Raw genomic sequence first — 18,639 nt, 5'->3', positions numbered from 1 at the left:
GCCCGTGCCCATCAGGCATCACCGCGCTGCGGAAGTGCGGGAAGGACTTCGGCGAGCAGTTCGTTGAGCACGAGATCGGCGGCGTGGGCGAGGTCGGTTGCACCCTCCGGCACGGCAGCGGGCTCGATCGCGCAGGCGCCGCCGGACTGCGCGATCCAGCGCTCGACGTCTTCGGTGGTGGTGCTTTCGCCCAGGCGTTCCCGCCACGGATCGGCCGGATCGTAGACGAGCGGGACCCACCGCACGATCCGGGCCCCGGGCCCGTTTTCTTCGTTGAGTCCCAGCACGGCGACGGGATCGACCGGGAGGCCGAGGGCGGGGTGCCAGACGAGCAGGATCCACAGCTGGCCAGCGACCTCAGGCAGAGAATCTGCCGGCTCGATGTCGGGCTGGTGGGGGTCGGTCGTCACGGAGGCTCCTCCCGTCGGTGGTGTCACCTGCTACAGGTGTGGGAGGAGCCATCGGTGTGACAGAGCGGGCGGAAAAATCTCAGCGGGCCGGCAGCAGCGAGGACATGTACCGGACCGTCGCGGCGAAGGCGTCCTCAGCCCGTGCGTGGACGTCCTCGCGGCCGTTCGCGGTCATGATGGCGCCGTGCAGGGCGTACTGGTGCGGATTCTGCGAGATGAGAGTCAGCCGGGTGCCGAAGAGCTGCACCATCTCCGCGATCCGGTTTGTCCGGGACAGGCCGGTGAGGATGACCGGCATGTCGTCGGGCAGGTTCGCGGCCAGCCAGTGCAGGCCCGGGCGTTCCCAGCTGTCCCAGACCGCGTTGTCCCGGACGGTCTGCACGTTGACGGCGATCGCCGCGGGACGGGTGTCCTCGATCCAGGCCAGGTAGCGCTCCAGGTCCTCCAACCGGAACCAGTAGACGTTCGGGACGACCGGCACCCCGGCCTCGGCGAACTCCTGCGCCAGCAGCAGGCTGCGCCTCATGTTCAGCAGGTGCTCGGTTCGCGGCCAGTCGCCGTAGATCGAGTAGTTGCAGGACAGCACCAGATCCCACTGCTGTTCCGCGATCCGTGCGACGAGGTCGTCGCGCTTGCGCCTGGTCCAGAAGGCCTCGACAAGGGGGTCTTCGCTGTATCCGACGAGCACGGCCTTCTGATGCGGCTGAAGGGCGAGGGCTTCGCGGGCGGACTGCTGGGTGAAGCGGCGGTAGAGCGTGTGGGTGTCGGGGGAGAAGACTCGCCTGAGGCCCACGCCGTAGGCCGGCCAGTTCAGGCTCGCGTCGAGTTTGGACACGGCAGACCCGTCGGTCATGGGAATGAAGGCCGGCAGGCCGCCCGGCAGGGTGCTGTCGATGCTGATGTCGTCGAAGGTCAGGGTGCCGCCAACGTCGCTCATCCACTGGGCGATGTCGGTCCGGCTTCCGCAGCGGATCGGGCACTGGCGGGCCACACACGCGTTGGCGGGGGCATCGGCTTCCGCCGCGGCGCAACCGCAGAACCGGCAGTCAGTGTTGGTGCCAGAGCACAACGGCTCGACGGTGGCCGGCCCGCCCCGGCCGTCGGGCCCGGCGTAGAAGGCGCAGCTGTTGCAGTCGCAGCCCCGTCCGGGAAGGGGCACGCCGATGGTCGGGGAGGGCAGGAAGACACTGGTCATGCTGCTTCGGTTCCTTCGTGGGTGGCGTCGGTGTCCGATTCGGCGGCGGTAGCGTCACCGCCGAGGTGGGTGCTGAGCTCCTGCAGGACAAGTTGCAGGGAGCCGCGGTCGTAGCGGGTGATCTCCTTGCCGGCCCGGACCTCGACCAGCAGGCCGCGAAGTCCGTCCAGCGCGGTGCGGACGATCCCCGATTCCACGGCCGGCTTCGGCGAGGTCGGCCCGGGATCCGCCTCAGGCGACTGCTCGACTTCAGGGGGCGACGACGGCGCGGCGGGCTCCTCGAGCGAGGCATCGGCGGAGCTGTCGGCGTCGGACGGGTCGCCCTCGGGCGCATCGTCGGCTTCGGCGGTGTCGGGGACGCGGGACAGCTTCGCGCGGCGGCCGGCGTTGGCAGCGTCCAGGCGCTGCTCCGCCTCCTCGATGATCTCGTCCGTTCCGAGTCCGGGCACTTCCAGGCCGACGTTGACGGCGGTGGGCAGGAGATGGAGCCGCTTGGAGGTCTTCAGTGCGGCCCAGATGCCTTCGGCCGCTTCCGCCCGTCCGTTGCGGAGTTCCGCGTAGCGGATCCGGGTGTTCAGACGAATCGCTTCCTCGTCCATCTCCTCGGTCAGGTCCCGAGGCAACGCCCGGAAGGCGCGCACCAACTCCCCGGCCTTGCGTTCGTTGAGCTGAAGTCCGAGGCGGCTGAGAACCTCGCTCCAGGGGGCGGCGCAACTGTGGTCGGTGCCGCGGATCTTCTCCAGAGCCTGGAAGCGTTCGGCCGGGTCCGGGATGGCGTAGACCTCCTGCGGCACCGGCCGGCCGGACTTCAGCAGCTTGCCCACGAGGATGGCGCACCGCTGGTACAGCAGGGCGGCGGCCTGCTCACCGGGACGTAGGGGCTCGCGGGCGAAATTCTCCACGAACCGCCACATATGCCGTTCCTCGTCGGACAGCGGCCCCGGGCAGACCACGGCGGGCAGGGCCTGGAAGTGGGGGTTGTCCGGGCGGTTAGTGGCGCCCCAGCGCATGGCGCGCAGGCGTCGCTCGCCGGTGACGAGACGGATCGTCGGCGCCTTGCCGTCGATGACGATCTCCTCGGCGAGAACCGGCTCCAGCAGACCGATCACGGACATGGAGGAGATGAGGTCCGCGAGCTCGGACGGAGGCAGCGAGTCCGAGGGGTTGCGGGCCTGGGCCTCGGTGAAGGGGGCGCCCGCGCCGCGCAGCGGCAGCATCTCGAACCGTCGCTGCCGCAGCTTGACGCTGCGGTGCAGGATCTCGGTGAGCCGGATCATGCTCCCGCCGTCGGGCGGAGTCTCCAGCGAGGTACTGGTCATCGGGCTGCTTCCCTTGAGGGCCGTTTCAGCGGCGGGTTACTTCGTGGAGAGGTAGAAATCGGCGGCGGCCGGCCGGGCGGACGGTGTGCCCCGCAGCAGCGGCGTGAAGATCGGGGCGCAGGGCCCGTGCTGCTGGAGCTGCTGCAGGGTGGTGACACCGATCGCGATGTCCTCCTTGAGCCGGCTGAGCCGGACGTCCGCGGCTGTGCGCGCGTAGAGGTCTTCCGTCCGGGCTGCCAACCGCGCCGGTCGGCGATCCGGTTCTCCTTCTCGGGGCGGCGCGGCGTCCAGCACGACCAGAACCCGTGGGAAGACCGGGTAGTTGTACATCCACGCCGGCCGCGTGGCATTCGGCTGCCGGCGCGCACGATCCGACCCCTGCGGGACGTACTCGTACAGCCGGCCGTACGCCTGGAGCTTCGCGGCCAGTCGCGCCGTGGTCATGGTGGCCCGGTCCAGCTCGACGAAGAAGCTGAGCATGGTGCGCCGGCCACGCTCCACATGGACGTAGTTCAGGACGGCGTCGCTGATGACATGGTCGTCCTCGAATCGGCGCTGCCCGTCACGGATGCGGTTGGCGACTTCCGGTGTCCAGTCCAGGGGGCCGCACTCGTGCCCGAGTCGTTCCGCGTACTCGAAGAAGGCGATCCCGACGTCGTTGAGCGCGAGGGTGTGCGCCTGCCGGCTGCCGGCGACCGACTCGGGCGTGACCCGGTAGGGGCGGATGGGTAGTTCGCCAGCCTCCTCGACCGCCTCGGCGCCGGACTCGGTCAGGAACCACAGGAACGGCCTTGTCCGCACCCGCCCCGGCCCGGCGCCGCCTCCCTGGGCCCGGACCCGGCTCACCAGGCCGGCCTTGTGGAGCTCGCCCAGATGCCTGCGCAGGTAGTCGGGGCGGCGCGCTCGCTGCTCGGGCGAAGTGAGCAGCACATGCATCTGCTGGGTCGACAGCACCCGGTGCTGGTACAACAACTCCAGGGCCCGGCGGGCGATCGTGTGGAAGCTGCGCGTGCGGGTCGGCACCGCGGGTGCTTCGGGAAGGTGCAGGGTCATCCGAATCTCGACTCGTTCTGCTGGGACTTCAGCGGCCGGACGTTGTCCGGGGCGGTCTCGGCGGAGTTGTCCTGTCCTCCGCTGAGGAGGGTGCCCTCGCTGTCGTGGACGCGGGGTTTGTCCGAGCTCGCGGTAGGCGGCCCGTCGCCCGGTCCGTCGGGACCGCCGTTGTCCGGCGGGGCGGTCTCCTCGGCTCCGGGATCCTCGGGCGGCACATCGGCGGCTGCCGGGTCGTCGTCGTCCGGCGGCACGTCGAGGGTGACGATGAAGCGGCGGAGCCGCAGATCCAGCCGCCGCAGGTCGGTGAGGATGTCGCGGACAGGCCGGCGCTTCAGGTTCTCGTCGATGGCCCTGCTCAGACGCTCCTCGTTCTGCGGCCGGAAGTAGTCGGCGTAGAGGTCTTCGACCGAGGCGCCGCGCACGCGGAAGGGGTCGGTCTGGCCTTCGCCGAGGGTCACCGACATCACGTAGTGGTAGCGGTTGAGCTGGGTGATCGTGTCGGGGGACACCTTCTTTCCCCAGCGGCGGGTCACCAGGGTCGCCTCGTCGACGTCGGAGGCCGTCGTGGAGAGGATCGACAGGTTCTGCAACAACCCCTGCCTGGTGGTGGGGCTCAGCCGCTGCGCCATCTGCGTCATCGCCAGCAGCCGGACGTTGAACTTGCGCAGCTGCTCGGTGATCTGGGCCAGGGTTCCCTTCGATGCTCCGTCCACGCTGGTCAGCTCGTCGATGAAGGAGAAGAAGTCCCGCCGCTGATCGACGGGGGTGTCACGCCGGGACAGGCCGGCACGGAACAGGTCGTAGATCAGCAGGGAGCTGATGATGCGGTCGACGTCACCGGTGCCGGCCGGGCACACAAAGACGATCTTGCCGTGGTCCATGGCGTAACGGATGTCGTACGTCGATCGGCTCGACCCCAGGAAGGCCTTGATCGCGTTCGAGGAGGACAGACGCTCGATGATGTTCGTGACAACCGGCACCGCCTCCTTGGAGTAGCTCGGGAAGACGTTCTCCCAGAAGTCCCGCACGTCCTTGGGCAGGTAGGGCAGCACCGTGGCGCGCCAGACCGGGTCGGTGAGAATCGTGCGGATCTGGAAGATGGTGGGCGCCAGGTTGGGCCGGCCCGCCCGGCAGACCTGCCACGACAGGTACACCAGGGACTCGACCGCGCGCGTCAGGATGGTCTTGGCGCGGCCGGCGCTGTCGCTCCAGTTCAGGGCTGCGGCGAATCCCGTGACGATGTACTGGACGATGTCGGGGATCTCGGCTTCACGCCGGCGTTCCATGGACAGGGGGTTCCAGGAGCCGACCATCTTGTCGAGTTCGGGGCTGGTGAGGTCGATCTCCCAGATCCGGTCGGCGAGTTCCTTGTGGGCGAGGTAGGGCCGTGCGCGAGCCCAGCCGTCGCCGTGCGGGTCCAGGAAGAGGACGCCGAAGCCGTTGTGCGCCAGCGCGATCGCCTGGACCAAGCTCATCTCGGTCTTGCCGAAGCCGGACTTACCGAGGAACAGAGCGAACAGCAGGTACTTGAGCGGGACGCCGGCCAGGCGCTCGCCGCCGCCGGCCTTGGCCACCCAGCCAAGGGGAAGCAGCCCTCGCTGTCCGTTCCAGGACGGAAGCCCCAACGGTGGCGGGGGCACGACCCCGCCCGATCGCAGGATGTTGGCCGCGGTGTTGTTCTTGGTGGGCGGTTTGAGAAGGCCTGCGATCTCCTGGGCGGTCACCCAGGAGTTGCGCCGCGGGACGAACAGCCCGGTCTCGAAGCGCCGGTCGAACCGGTGCCGGTAGAGCCAGTGGTCGGCTCGGACACGGGTGATGCCCAGGTGCAGGCCGACGGGGCGGAGGTAGTTGTCGCCGGACCATGGCTCCAGGGCGGCGAGGACCTGGTCCAGCAGCATCCGGGCGCGGTCGGCGTCCCGTGCGCAGGTGCGCACGAGGAGCTGGAGAGAGAAGACCGGCTCGGCCCCGGGGGCGAGCTTGCCCATGGCGGCCTTCATGTCGGTCATGCGCTGGGTGCGCTGGCCGTGGTGGTGGTACGGGCGCGGCCGGGTCCCGGCCTGATTGCCCTTCATCTCATGGGCGATCTCGGACATCACAGCGCCCAGGTCGAAGCCGAAGCGGTTGCTCTGCTGCGGCATGCCGGGTATCGCCGGTGCGTCGGACGGGTTGCGGCGGGCCTGCGCCAGTAGGCGCCGACGGCGGCTGCCGACCCGGGAAGAGGCGACGGGAACGAGGTCCAGGACGACATCGGCGCTCTCGCCGAGGTCCTCCCGGACGTCGGCGACCGCGTTGGCCAGGGCCTCGAGCGGATCGGGAGTAAGTGGCACTTCGCGCAGGGCGAGGTGATGCGGGAGGGCCAGGGCGAGTTCGGCCCGGGCATAGTGCAGCTGCTGTTCGGCCTCGTCGCCGTGGTCCCCCGACGGCTTGGTGACGTCGACCGGCGCGGCGGACTCGGCGGTTGCGGTGGTCATGGTGTTCCTGTTCTTCCGTGTCTCAGGAGGCGGAGTGGGTGCCGAGCAGGATCTGGGGGCGGTCGCCGCTGGTCTGGCCGCCGGCCTGGACGGGGCGCATCTCGACCTGGGCGTAGCCCTGGTGGCGCAGCACCGTCATGGCCTTGGCCGGCCCTTCCACCCGCATCGCCAGCGCCCCGTCCGAGCAGGTGAAGCGGATACGGACGGCGCTGCCGCGAGGAGAGGAGAACAGCCACCGCGAGACGCTCTTGTGCGCGCGAGCTATCTGGTGCCCGAAGCGCACCACTTCCTCGACCTTGGGGTCGAAGCCGGTTGTCGGCAGCACCTCCAGGGCTGTGCGGTCGGCCATCGGTCCCCGGGAGAGCAGCCACCGGGCGGTGCCGATGGCAGCGCCTCCGGCGAGCATCAGCAGGCCAACCCACCAGGCGTTGTTCACGGCCCAGTTGGTCAGCCGTTCGACGTGGCCGGGGAGGTCCTGAAGAACGCCGAATGCCCCGTCGATCAGGTCGGTCGTCGTCATCGGTCACCGACCGGGGGCAGGCTGGCCGGCCTATGGCCGTACGCCGGTGCGCAGGGTGGAGAGAGTGGGAGCACGGTGGTACCTCCATAGGGCAGACGGATCTTTCGTCTGCTACAGGTGTTGGGACCGGGCTCGGTGTGACACTCGTGCCGAACTTTCTTCGCCGGCAGCCTGAGTTCCGGTGCCTGCTGACCTCTCGAAGCGAAGGTTGAGCAGGAACCAGCCCAGATCCGGCCGAAGAACGCATCGTGAGCGGGGCAGTACGCCATCCTGAGTGCTATGCAAAGCATCGAGACGGTTCAGCGTCGGCTTGCGGCTCGGGAAGCGTCGCTGGCCAAAGCCCGGGAGCGGCTGGCACACAGCAGGCCGGGGACCCCGACCCACCGACGTGCCAGTTTGGATGTTGAGCAGTTGGAGCGCGCGGTGCGCAGCCGGCAGGCTCACTTGGCTGAGCTCACTGCGGCGGCAGACGGCTAACTGAGCGCAAGGGCAGAGGGCAAGGACATGTACAGCGCTCAGACTTCGGTGAGAAGGCTCAACGTTCGTTGCGACAGGTCACCTGCGGCCTCGCCGAGGAGGCCGCAGACAACGGAAACGGGAGGTCAGATCTTCACTCCGTGGCTGCGGAGGTATTTCAGCGGATCGATGTCCGTGCCGTACTCGGGCCCGGTCCGGATCTCGAAGTGCAGGTGGGGGCCGCTCACGTTGCCCGTCGCGCCGGAGTAGCCGATGCGCTGCCCTCCGCTTACTTTCTGGCCCACGGAGACGAGCAGTTTGGACTGGTGGGCGTACTGGGAGTACTTGCCGTCCGCGTGTTTGATCACGACCTGGTAGCCGTACGCGCTGGACCAGCCGGCGGTGACCACGGTGCCCGGGCCGACCGCGCGGATCGGTGTGCCGGTGGGAACCGGGAAGTCGACGCCGGTGTGGTAGCCGCTAGACCACATCGAGCCCGAGGCGTGGTAGCGGGTGCCGATGGTGGTGTCGGCGACCGGGGCGACCCACGTCCCGTTCGACGCCGGGTCGGTGTAGGGCGGGCGCTTCATCACCAGGATCTGCGGCGTCCAGTACGACAGCGGCTTGATCCGGACGGTGGCGCCGGTGTGCGGGGCGTCGATGGCCTGGCTGCCGCCGATGTACATGGCCACGTGTTCGGGCGCCGATGCGCTCCCGCCGGAGAAGAGCAGGTCACCGGGGCGCAGGTCCTTCACCGACGTCACTTTGGTGCCGATGCCCACCTGGCCGTAGGTGTCCCGGGGCAGGTTCACACCCACCGTGCTCCAGGCGTACTTCACCAGGCTCGAGCAGTCGCAGCGGTTCACGCCGTCGAAGGGGGGCTTGCAGTTGCCGCCGAACAAGTAGGGCGTGCCCAGGGCCTTCTTCGCCGCGGCCACGACCTTCTCCAGGCCGCCGGAGACCTGCCCGTCTGCAGGGGCCGCCCATTTCTCCGCCCGCTCACGGATCTCGCGGACGTAGTTGCGGGTTTCCTCGTACGGCGGGATTCCGCCGTACACCTGCACCGCGTACGCGCCGGCGTTGTACGCGGCGAGCATGTTGTCCACCACGTCGCCGGGGACCTTGCGCACGGCGTCGGCGAGCTTGCAGTCGTAGGACACCATCGCCGGGACGGCGTCTTTGGGGTCGAGCGGGTCCTTCTTCCCGTCGTTGTTCCCGTCGACGCCCTCGGCCGCCCAGGTGCCCGGGATGAACTGGGCGATGCCCAGGGCGCCAGCGCCGCCGTCGGGCGGGTTGGTACGGAAGCCGGACTCCTGGAAGAGCTGGGCGGCGATCAACGACGGCGTGACCTCGGTGCAGCCGTACTGTGCGACGGCGTCGAGGATGATCGGGCGAAGCCAGTCGGGTATATCCGCGTTGTCCGCGAGGCCGCCCCCGAACCCCGCGTTCTCCAGGAACTGGCTCGTGTTGTCCTCGCCGATGGCCTCGGAGAGGGCCAGGACCGCGGTCAGGATGAGGCCGAAGCCGAGCAGGGCTGTGACCAGGACACCGATCAGGAGGTTCCTGCCGAGCTTGGACTCCTTCTCCTCAGACATTGGGCAGTCCGCTCACGCGCCAGGTGCCGTCGCCATCGCGCCGGAGCTTGAGCACGACGTGCTCCTGCGACGTGGCCGGCGGACCGGCGGCCGGCTTCTGCGTCACCGCGTAGAGGACCTGGGCGTAGCCGGAGTCCTCGGTGAGGGCAGGGGCCCCGTCCGGCAGGGAGACCCGCAGGACCGAGGCGGTGACGCGGACCCGGCTGTCCTTCCACTCCAGCCACTGCCGGACGCCGGCGCTGCCGCTGCGCCGGGTGCGCAGGTCCGTCGCCAGGTCGCCCGCGGCGTACGCGGCCGCGCGATGGGACGCGTCGTCGTACGAGGAGTCCCCGCCGGGCCGTGCGTCGTGGCTCGCCCACGCGACCACGAAGGCGCGGGCCGCGTCCTGCATCGGCTTGGTCACCGGAAGCGGTGCCGCAGCTGCGCTGGGCGCGGACGACGTCGGCGGCGGGGTGCGCGGCGCGGGGGACGCGGCGCTGGCTGTGGAAGGTGACGGCGAGAGCGCCGTGGGCGCCGGCGCCGGTGTGCCGGTGGCGGAAGAAGGCATGCCGCTGCTGGTGCCGTACAGCAGACTCACTCCGACGGCCGCGAGTACGGCGGAGGCGGCGAACAGCGCGAACGTGCCGCGGCGGGCGTCCTTGTCGTCGGTTTCGGGCATGAGAGTCCCCCGTCGGGTGGTACTGGGCTGGTGATCCGGGCGGCCGGGGCCGAGGGCCCCGGCCGCGTATGCCTACGGCCGCCGCTTGGGCGGGCCGGCCGGGCGGGTGGCGCGCCGCACGGTCCTCGGTTTGGGCGTGGGCTTCGGCGGCGGAGCAGGTGTGGGCGGGGTCGGCATCGCCGGCACCTGCGTGGGGCCGGCCGCAGGGGGCTTGGGCAGGGGCGGCGTCTTGGCGCCCGGCACCTTCGGGGCAATGGCCCCGGCCCGAGTCCCGGGCGGTGCCGAGGACTTGGGATTCGGCTGGATCGGGGCCAGCCCCAGGTTCACCTGAGCCTTCGTCCCCGTCTTCGCGACGAACCGGCCGGCCGCGGCAACGTTGTGCTTGTACTCGGCGCCGAAGTCCTTGGCCTCCTGGACCTTCTTGTCGACGGTCCGCGCCTTGACGGCCTTGAGCTGTCCACGCACCTCATCGGCGCGAGCCTTCGCCGCGGCCGCGCCCCTCTTGGTCGCGGCGACGCCGCGGGGAATGCCGACCGGTGCACCCACCGTGGCCATGAAGGCGAACTTGCCTGCCTTCGCTCCGTACTTCGCGGTGGCGGCGGCGGCCTTGCCGGTGGCCATGGTGGCCCGCCCGCCCCTGGTCTGGGACATCTTGGTGGCGGCCGCCGTCGCCAGTCGCTTCTTCAAGGTGGCCTTCGCCGTCTGCTGGGCCGCGACCTTCGCCGCCGCGCTCGCGCCACCGGTACCGACGGCGGCGGCCGCGTTGGTGGCCAGCCGCGCCGCCGTCCGCAGGCGGCTGGTCGCCTTGCGGTTGGCCTGCGGGGAGCCGACCCAGGCGTTGCGCGCGGACTTGAGGCCCTTGCCCACCGGCTGGGACACGCGGCGCGCCTCACCCCGGGCCTCGCCCCACATCTGCTTGAGCCCCGGCGCGGTCTCGGCGTAGCGGCCCGGGCTGGCGAACACGCTGCGACGGGAGCCGCCGACGCGGGCGTTGGCGAGCCTGCGGTTCAGGTTGACCGCGATGGTCTGTGCCGTCTGCTTGATCCGCCTGTGCCCGGCCAGACCGGCCACAGCCGTGACGTCGATGACGATGAACTTGACGGCCAGCACGTCGCCGGTGTCCGCGTCGATGAGGGCGAGAACGACCAGGATGAAGATGGCCAGGAACAAGATGGCCAGGACGATGCCGAGGACGGCCTTGGTGATCGCGGAGAGCCAGCGCCACAGCGTCGCCCGTCCGCCGCCGGGCAGGATGCCGGCGGCCAGGGCCCAGTGGCCGCGGATGGCCTCGAACGCCAGCCAGCCCTGCGCGGTGAGGAATCCGCCGGTGACCAGGACCATGAGGATGGCCACGATGATCGCGGCGATCGCGACGAACAGGGCCGAGAAGGCCAGGTCGGCCGAGGCACGTTTGGCCTTGGGCTTGTCTTCGCCGCACGCCGCTTCGAACTTGTCGGACGCCTTGTTGAGGGACCCGATGAGGTTCGTGTCGTAGATCGAGTCCATCACCACGACGTTCCAGTAGTCGTCGCCGGCCTCGTTGAGATTGAACTCGGCGAGCTTGAACTCGCGGAACGCCTTGTCGCAGGACCCGTCGAAGGTCTGCCCGTAGACCATGAGTTCGTTGGGCTTGACGATGAACGCGTCGACCAGCGCGTCGGTGATCGGCTTCGCCACGTTGTTGGGGTCGGCGCTGCCCTGGGCGCTCGCCGGGTCGTCCGCGAGCACGATCGAGGCGATCTCCAGGGTGAAGTCCTTGGCCTTGCCCAGCAGGCCCTCGTCCGACAGGAGCATGGTCGAGCCCTGCGGCTGCGCCTGGTGGTGCTGGCCGAGCAGGACCTGGGCCGGCGAGACCAGCACGGTGGTGGCCACCGCGGCGACCACGAGCGAGACGCCGATCTCGGCGAAGCCGCGCGCGCGTTCCTTGAAGAGGATCAGCCAGCCGGCGTAGAAGCCGGCGAAGAGGAGGAACAGGCCCGGCAGGCCGAGCCGGTCGATGACCTGGTTCTTGATCGTGGTGGAGATGTGGTCGACGGGGCCGATCAGGACGTCGGCCAGGCCGAAGTTGAGGGCCCACTTGATCAGCCAGCAGGTGAAGCCGACGACCCACTTCGACAGGCCGAACAGCAGCTGGGCGACAATGTTCCAGATCTTGAGGTCGATGTCCTTCCAGCCACCGGTATCCGTTTTTACGGTGTAGGCGGAGATCGGGACGCCGTCGCGGTCGGTGACGTTGAAGGGCTGGAGGATGCCGTCGCTGGCGTCCTTCAGCTGCTGCTCCTTCAGCTTCTGCGCCGCGTCCTTGGCCTTGGAGCTCTCGTCGGCCGGCCCGGACGTGGCAGAGGTGCTCGGCGCAGGGGTGGGGTCGGCGGAGGCTGCCGGCGCCAGGACCATCGTGAACAGGACCAGCAGTAGCGCGATCAGCCCGAGGCGCCTTCGGCCGGCCGCCGGCCGGCGCGCGGCGTTCATACCAGCGCCCCGTCTGCCACCGCTTCGAGCTCCGCGGCCTCGTCGTCATCGTCGTGGCCCTGACCCGGGGTGGTGTGGATCGCCGCGGCGGCGTGCTCATCCGCCGGGATGAGTACCTTCAGTCCGCCGATCCGCTTGCGCAGGTCCCGGTAGAGGGATTCGCCGGCCCGCAGGGCCCGCTCGGTCTCGCTGACGTTGAGCGGGCTGAGGTTCTCGGTGATGACCTTGATCATCTCGGCGTCCGCCGGGTCCAGGTCGATGAACTCCAGGCAACGCGCCGCAAGGGTCTTGCTGCGGTGGCGGAAGACGAAGATGTGGGACAACAGGGCCCGGATCTTGTCGCCGACCTCGGACTTCGGGCCGATGTCATACGGGTCGTGGCTGCCCGCGAAAGCGCCGGCGTTGTGCTTGCGGCCGTCGGCGATCAACTCGAGCAGGAGGCTGGAGCCCTCCGCGGAGGCCGTCAGCCACCAGCACTCGTCGAGGAAGACGCCGGTGAACTCGTTGGGGTCGGCGAAGGCAACTTCCCTGCACAGCGCCGTCATCAGGTACATCAGCCGCCAGCCGAACCGCTTCTCGACCTCCAGACTCGGCAGGCGGTGTTCGGAGAGCTCCTCCTTGGTGGGCAGGCCCAGGCGGTCGACGGCGAAGACGATGCTGTCGGCGTCCGTGATCCGTACGACCGGCAGCGAAGGGTCGAAAATGACGCGGCCGAGGTCCTTCTTCGCCAGCGACCGCAGCTTGCGGACCAGCTCCGATGCGGCGGCGCGGACCGCGGCATCGTTCGGCTCGTCCGGGTCGGGGGTGCGGGCCCTGTTCGCGAGGGTGTCGATCAGAGCGGTCATGCTCGGCTGGGGGCCGAGCCGGGTGGCCTCGATCGCCTCCGCGAGAGTGATGCCCTCGACGCTCATCGAGCCGATGTCCAGGAGCGGGGTGAGGAAGGACTCGGTGTAGCGGGCGGCCCGCGGACCGCGGAAGACGCGCAGGGGGTCCAGAGAGACGCCGGCGTCCTCGTCGACGTTGATGATCTGCGTGGTGCCGGGGCAGGCACTCGCGAACCGCGACCACTCCTGCTGCGGGGTGCGGTCGATGACCAGGGCGCGGCCGCGGGAGTTACGCTGTCCGGCCCGGTGTCCGGTGGTGAGGATCGAGTACATCGCGCACTTCATCGCGACGCTCTTGCCGGAACCGAGCTCGCCGACGAACGCCGCGCTCGCGCTGGCGTTGACACGGGGGCCGTGGGAGAAGTCCGCCAGCACCGGCCGCACGCCGCCGCCGTTGAGCTGGAGGCCGAAGAGGCTGCCGGTGTCGTCGCCGAGCTGGGCCCCGCAGAAGGGCATCGACATGACGAAGTCGCGGGCGAGGAGGTACTGGGTGTAGTCGAGCATCGGCCGGGGCGTCGTGACGCCCGGCAGCATGCCGTGGAAGAGCGCGACCTGGTCACCGGTCGGCCGCACGAGCGTGTAGTCGTTGCCGCCGAAGTGATTGGCCAGCAACGTCGCCTTCTCGTCGGCTTCCTCGGCGGTGGTGCCCCAGACGCAGGTGGCGACGGTCGCGCGGATCTCGACCTCGGTCGAGGAGGCGGTGAGCCGGTCGCGGTACTCGTCGAGGGCGAAGGAGGCCTTGTCGAGGGAGGCGGGCACGCCCGAGGTCTCACCCTCGTATTCGCCGCGCTGGTGCGCGAGTTCGCGCTGCTGTCGCCGGCTCTTCGGCTCGGCCTTCGCGCCGGACTCGACGTGCAGGCGGACGGCCCAGTCCACGGGGAAGTTGAAGTCGTCCAGCGCAGCCAGGTACTCGCTGCCGGGGAAACGGAATGCCTCGGGCATCTCGGAGAGCACGCAGAATGCCTGGTAGGAGTCGCCGTGCTCGGAAGTGGCGCGCAGGTAGCGGCGCTTGAAGGGGTTGGTGGGGCCCTTGGAGGGGCGGTTGCCGCGACCGCCCTCGTCCAAGATCACCTGGGTGTGGGCGGCCACCGTGTGGCCGCGGCCGCGCAGGGCCCGCGGCGCGCCGTCCTCGGGAAGCAGCGGTTCGCTCAGGCCGCGGCGGGCGCTGTGTCCGTAGATCCACAGGATCTCGGCCTCGGTGGCGGGCCGCATCTTGATGCCGGAGGGCCAGCCGGCGGCCAGGCGGGTGGCCTGCCCCAGGCGCCGGCGCTCCTCGGAGACGGAGATGGGGCCGACGGGCAGACCGAGCGCGCCCATCACCTCGGCCTGCAGGGAGGAGATGACGGCGCGGGTGCTCTGCTTGAGGTCGAGGTGGGGCAGGGGGACGGCGAGGAAGTCGACGCGGCCGGTCAGCTCCAGGTCCTGGAGCTGGTCGAGGACCTTCAGCGAGAGGTCGACGTACTCGGGGGACTGGTCCAGGTCGACGCCGGCGGTCATGCGGGTGACGACGGAGGCGGCGTCGACGCTCGGGCACAGACTCAGCAGCAGGGCCTCGCCCCGCAGGGACTTGAAGAGCGCCTCCAGGGAGTCCAGGCGCTCGCGCTTGGTCGACTTCGAGGCATGGGTGTAGTTGTCGGTGTCGACGCGCCAGACCGCCCACACGGTGGCGGCGGTGGTCCAAAGAAGGTGGCCGCTGATGTGCCGGACGGGGAGACGCATGGCGATCTGCTTTCTGTGCTGGGGCGGTGAGCTGGCTGGTCAGCTCTCGTCGAGGGAGGCGAGAAGGGCCTGCAACCCGGTCTTGGGCGTGGGCCGCGCGCCGGTGACTGGTGCGGCGGCCGGGGGCGTCGTCCGGGCCGGAACGGACGCCGGCTTCGCGACGCGGGTGGGTACCGGCGCCGGCGGGGGCCGCTCGGCGGACCGGACGCGCACCGTGCAGGTGACGGATGCCAGGCGCGGTCGAGTGACCCGCTGCGGCTTGCCGGCGAGACGGCCCTGGGCTGGGGTGGAGGAGTAGATGAACAGGCTGCGTAGCGCGCGGGCGGGGTCCCGGCCGTCCAACCGCGCATAGCGCAGCACCCAGGCAAGGCCCCACGGCACCAGGACCATGAGGACGAAGTTCATGGCGCCGAAGTGGGCCCACAGGCCCCTGGTCATCACCAGGAGCCCGAAGGTGATCACCATCGTCATGACCTGGGTGATCGTGTAGGGCCCTCCCGGGAGCCGGCCGGCTCCCGGGAGTTTGCCGATGACGAGCGGGTGCCGGCGGGCGCGCGTGTACGAGCGCCCGATCAGCTCCTCCTCCGACGCGCTCACGAAACCCGCCAGCCGTCACCTGTCAGGGCGGGCGCGTCGCCGGTGACGTGGACGACAGGCGCCGAGGCCGCGCCGTCGTCGATTTCGGATCCGACCTTGGTCTTCAGCACCGAAAGGTTGCTGATGCCCCACAGCACCAGGGCGGCCAGGACGAAGGCCACGAGGGTGCCGACGAAGGAGCGGGTTCGCCACCAGGCCATGAGGACGGCGATGATCGCCATCAGGCCGGCGACGGTCAGGACCAGCGTGCGGACCTGCCCGGTCTTGGTGTTGGCCCAGTCCAGGATGTCGCCGGCGAGGACGACGTGGTCGGGGCTGGCCAGTGTGTGCATGAACGGTTCCTCTTTCTTCTTCAGGAGGCCGACGGCGAAGGCGTCGCCTTGGCGGCGTCAGGGGCAGGGGCGGTGTGCGGCGCTGCGGAAGGAGTGCCGCTCGCGCGCAGGGCCGGGGCGTCGTCGACGGACGCGACTTCCCAGCGGCCGGCGCGGGACTTGAGGGTGAGGGCGTAGTTCAGCGAGACCGGGCTGCCGCCCTGGTCGGTGGCATCGACCTGGACCAGCTGGTGCAGCACGGTCCCGTCGGCGGGCACCTTCTGCTGGCTGGCACTGGTGGAGTCGTCCTGAACCCCGGTCACCTTGGCCTCGGTGTACGGCGCGGGGCTGATGGCCCTCAGCCCTGCACCGGGGGAGGTGTAGCGATCGAGCTCGGAGGTCCCGGTCAGGTACGCGGTCAAGAAACCCTTGGCCGCGTCGACCGCCGGGTCCGTGCTGCTCGATCCGCGGTCGGACTCGTACGCCAGGGCGCCGGGCTTGAGCGCCGAGGGAGCGGCCACCTGCGCCGGCAAGGATGTCGCCGTGTAGCCGGTCACCGCGGTGTCGGACTTCGAGGTACCGCCGGCACTCGTCGGCCCTGCGGCCTGGACGCCGACGCGGAAGTACTGCACGCCCAGGTGCTGCGCCTTGCCCTGGTTGTCACGGGCGGTGACGTCGGCGGCCACGGTGATCGACCAGTAGCCGGCCTGCACCTCCCTGGAGGCGATGACCGTCGACTGCGTGGCGGTCCGGGTGTCGGGCTCGACCGACAGCGCTACGGAACCGGAGAAGTACGGCGCCAGATCGCCTTCGGTGCCCTGGCCGGCCTGCAGGTAGGCCGAGACGAACAGCTCGGCGAAGCCGGCCGGTCCCACTTCGGAGGCCGGCGACGGAGCCGAAGCCGGCGTGGCGACCCCCTGCACCTGGCCGGAAGCGGCGAGAAGGGCCATCGCCCCGAGAGCCGGCCCGGAGGCCACGAGCGCCCACACACCGACGCGGAACACACGGGCGATCCCGTTCAGGTGCGCCGTGCTCGTCTTCCACCCGGTCTCGTCCGGCTCGGCCGCCGGCGCATCCCGCGCCTCCTCGGCCTCCTCGAACTCGTCATCCCAGGCCTCCACCTCGACGGCCCGCTTCCGGCCGGCCCCCCGCTGACGCCGCGCGCGCATCACGAGACCCTCCGCAGGGCCTGGGCGGTCAGGACAGTCGAGATGCGTTCCTTGAGCTCGTCGGGCGTCCGGGCGACCAGCACGTCCCACGACGTCAGGGCGGGCTCTGACTCCGTTTCCAGGAAGGAACGCATCTGCTCGTGCAGGTCGCGGTCCATCGGCCGGCTCACCATGGCGGCGGCGAGCTTGGTCAGTTCACGCGAGGCTCGCGCCACACGGGCTTCGTCGGCATCGAGGAGCGGTCGGCCGGTGCCTGTCGGGGACATCGTGGTCACGTCGGTTCTCCCGGATCGCAAAAGGGTGGAGGCGGTCTTGAGGTGGGGCGGCGCCGCGTCGGGCGGGGGTTCTCGGTTGCTACAGGTGTCGAGGAGGCGCGCGGTGTGACAGCGCGGCCGAGGTTTTTCCGAACGGCCTTCCAGGAGGGCCGGTGCAGGCGCCGGTGGAGGTCCGCGTGCCAGCGCCTTACGCGGCGGCGAGGTGTCGTCCGAGGTCCGTGCTCTTGCGCAGCGTCCGGACGGCGCGGCTGGCGTGCTGGCGCAGCAGGGCGCCCTCCTGGCCCATCGACCGTGTGGTCATGTGCTGGCGGTTGGGACCCTGGGAGCCGGAGAGGTAGTAGCGGGCGATGCGCTGCGCCTCGGTCTCCTTCAGCGCTCCGGCCTGAACCGCCCACAGCAGCAGGTCCAGGACCTCCGTCCGCGGTTCGTTGTGCTGCAGCGCCGGCTCGTCGGCGTCGACGAGCTCCATCTGCGCCGCGCGCATCAGAAGGTCGGCGAGCTCGAAAGTGTCGTGCGGAGTGTCCGGGTCCTCGCTGGCGACGACGTGCGTGTACCGGGTGTGGGACTCGGCGGCCGCGAGCGGGGCGACGCCGGCGGCGAACTCCTCGACCTGGCCGGCCTCGTCGATGTACGCGGCCAGGGTGCGCCGGGCGAGCTGCAGGGTGTCGAGCGCGATGTTGTTGAAGATGCGCCGCGGCCGCCGCTCGAGCGGATAGGTGCGCACGATCTCGAAGGCGGCGCCCAGGACAGCCGCGCAGACGTCGTCCCACGGCAGGCCCGTGCGCCGCTGCGACTTGGCCATCAGGATCGCCTTGGGCAGCAGGACCCGGACCGCGATCCGCCAGGCGAGGTGTCCGTCGAAGCCCTCGGTGCCGGCCTGCTCGACGAGCAGGTGCATCACGCGGTCGTGGGAGTCGTAGTCGGCAGCCCGGTAATAGGCGGAGATCTTGTCGACGACGTCCTGGGGGCCGGTGGCACCGTTGAGGACTGGGTGCCGCTCGGCCCACTCGGTGACCCGGTCGGCGGCGCGCAGGTCACGGCACAGCACGTCCCAGTCACGGTTCATCAGGCTGATCGTGTTGTAGCGGGTCACGGACTCGGAGGAGTCGGATACCGGGGTGTTCTGGAGGGTGGCCACGTCCGTGTCCGTCCTTTCGCGCCATCTGGTCTCGATGGCGCCGACACTTCCGAGGCCCCCCTTGACCGCGGTCTGACGGCCGTATCGGCACGTCGCGGTCAAGGGGAAACCGGCACCGTCGGCCGGACGTGCAGGGTGGGCAAGGGTGCGGCGGTCAAGGGGTGCGGTCCGCGGTCAAGGGGGTTGGGCGACCGGTCGATGCCGATGCCGTGAACTCGCGGCTCTCTTGGCGATGCCGATGTCCTGCACCGGCATCCGATGTCCTGCACCGGCATCCGGGCACTGACCGCGGCCGCGGCATCGGACGCACCGGAGCTGCCGATGCCCGGCACCCGATGCCCGGCACTCGTGCACATCGACATCTCCTGTCGACGATGCACGCCCTGCATCGTCGCGACGG

At 70.2% G+C, this 18,639-nt stretch carries 15 protein-coding genes; all 15 read right to left on the bottom strand.

The window, feature by feature from the left end; translation table 11 throughout:
* Window positions 1-11: 11 nt before the first annotated feature.
* On the bottom strand, window positions 12-410 hold the full coding sequence (locus tag ABZ896_RS22930) for a hypothetical protein (RefSeq protein WP_360931989.1): 399 nt from the start codon (window positions 408-410) through the stop codon (window positions 12-14).
* 79 nt (window positions 411-489) lie between these two features.
* Entirely contained in the window at window positions 490-1,605 is a 1,116-nt protein-coding gene (locus ABZ896_RS22925; RefSeq protein ID WP_360931985.1) for a DUF4417 domain-containing protein, read from the bottom strand.
* On the bottom strand, window positions 1,602-2,924 hold the full coding sequence (locus tag ABZ896_RS22920; RefSeq protein ID WP_360931982.1) for a ParB/RepB/Spo0J family partition protein: 1,323 nt from the start codon (window positions 2,922-2,924) through the stop codon (window positions 1,602-1,604). The genes ABZ896_RS22925 and ABZ896_RS22920 overlap by 4 nt, the downstream gene beginning before the upstream one ends.
* A gap of 36 nt (window positions 2,925-2,960) precedes the next feature.
* Window positions 2,961-3,977 (bottom strand): replication-relaxation family protein, encoded by a 1,017-nt coding sequence (locus tag ABZ896_RS22915; RefSeq protein WP_360931979.1) that lies wholly within the window; start codon window positions 3,975-3,977, stop codon window positions 2,961-2,963.
* Window positions 3,974-6,448 (bottom strand): ATP/GTP-binding protein, encoded by a 2,475-nt coding sequence (locus tag ABZ896_RS22910; RefSeq protein WP_360931976.1) that lies wholly within the window; start codon window positions 6,446-6,448, stop codon window positions 3,974-3,976. The genes ABZ896_RS22915 and ABZ896_RS22910 overlap by 4 nt, the downstream gene beginning before the upstream one ends.
* A 22-nt stretch (window positions 6,449-6,470) precedes the next feature.
* Entirely contained in the window at window positions 6,471-6,968 is a 498-nt protein-coding gene (locus ABZ896_RS22905; RefSeq protein WP_360931973.1) for a hypothetical protein, read from the bottom strand.
* 602 nt (window positions 6,969-7,570) lie between these two features.
* Complete coding sequence (locus ABZ896_RS22900) at window positions 7,571-9,019, bottom strand: peptidoglycan DD-metalloendopeptidase family protein (RefSeq protein WP_360931971.1); 1,449 nt, start codon at window positions 9,017-9,019, stop codon at window positions 7,571-7,573.
* Entirely contained in the window at window positions 9,012-9,677 is a 666-nt protein-coding gene (locus tag ABZ896_RS22895; protein WP_360931968.1) for a hypothetical protein, read from the bottom strand. Before ABZ896_RS22895 ends, ABZ896_RS22900 begins: the two co-directional genes overlap by 8 nt.
* 72 nt (window positions 9,678-9,749) lie before the next feature.
* Window positions 9,750-12,146 carry a hypothetical protein gene (locus ABZ896_RS22890; RefSeq protein ID WP_360931965.1) on the bottom strand — a complete coding sequence of 799 codons (2,397 nt, stop codon included), beginning with the start codon at window positions 12,144-12,146 and terminating at the stop codon, window positions 9,750-9,752.
* A complete protein-coding gene (locus tag ABZ896_RS22885; RefSeq protein ID WP_360931962.1) occupies window positions 12,143-14,749 on the bottom strand; it encodes an ATP-binding protein in 2,607 nt (868 codons plus the stop codon). The genes ABZ896_RS22890 and ABZ896_RS22885 overlap by 4 nt, the downstream gene beginning before the upstream one ends.
* Before the next feature lie 39 nt (window positions 14,750-14,788).
* Entirely contained in the window at window positions 14,789-15,346 is a 558-nt protein-coding gene (locus ABZ896_RS22880) for a hypothetical protein (RefSeq protein WP_360931959.1), read from the bottom strand.
* Window positions 15,343-15,678: a hypothetical protein gene (locus ABZ896_RS22875; protein WP_360931957.1), complete on the bottom strand. Its 336-nt coding sequence runs from the start codon at window positions 15,676-15,678 to the stop codon at window positions 15,343-15,345. Before ABZ896_RS22875 ends, ABZ896_RS22880 begins: the two co-directional genes overlap by 4 nt.
* A gap of 20 nt (window positions 15,679-15,698) precedes the next feature.
* A complete protein-coding gene (locus ABZ896_RS22870; protein WP_360931954.1) occupies window positions 15,699-16,826 on the bottom strand; it encodes a conjugal transfer protein in 1,128 nt (375 codons plus the stop codon).
* Window positions 16,826-17,092, bottom strand: a complete 267-nt coding sequence (locus tag ABZ896_RS22865; protein ID WP_360932071.1) for a hypothetical protein — start codon at window positions 17,090-17,092, stop codon at window positions 16,826-16,828. Before ABZ896_RS22865 ends, ABZ896_RS22870 begins: the two co-directional genes overlap by 1 nt.
* Window positions 17,093-17,288: 196 nt before the next feature.
* Entirely contained in the window at window positions 17,289-18,239 is a 951-nt protein-coding gene (locus tag ABZ896_RS22860) for a hypothetical protein (protein ID WP_360931951.1), read from the bottom strand.
* Window positions 18,240-18,639 lie beyond the last annotated feature (400 nt).

It is taken from the genome of Streptomyces sp. NPDC047072, assembly GCF_040643855.1.
Classification (GTDB): Bacteria; Actinomycetota; Actinomycetes; order Streptomycetales; family Streptomycetaceae; genus Streptomyces.
Note: the sequence above shows the minus strand (reverse complement) of the source record. Positions and strands in the feature narration are given on the sequence as shown.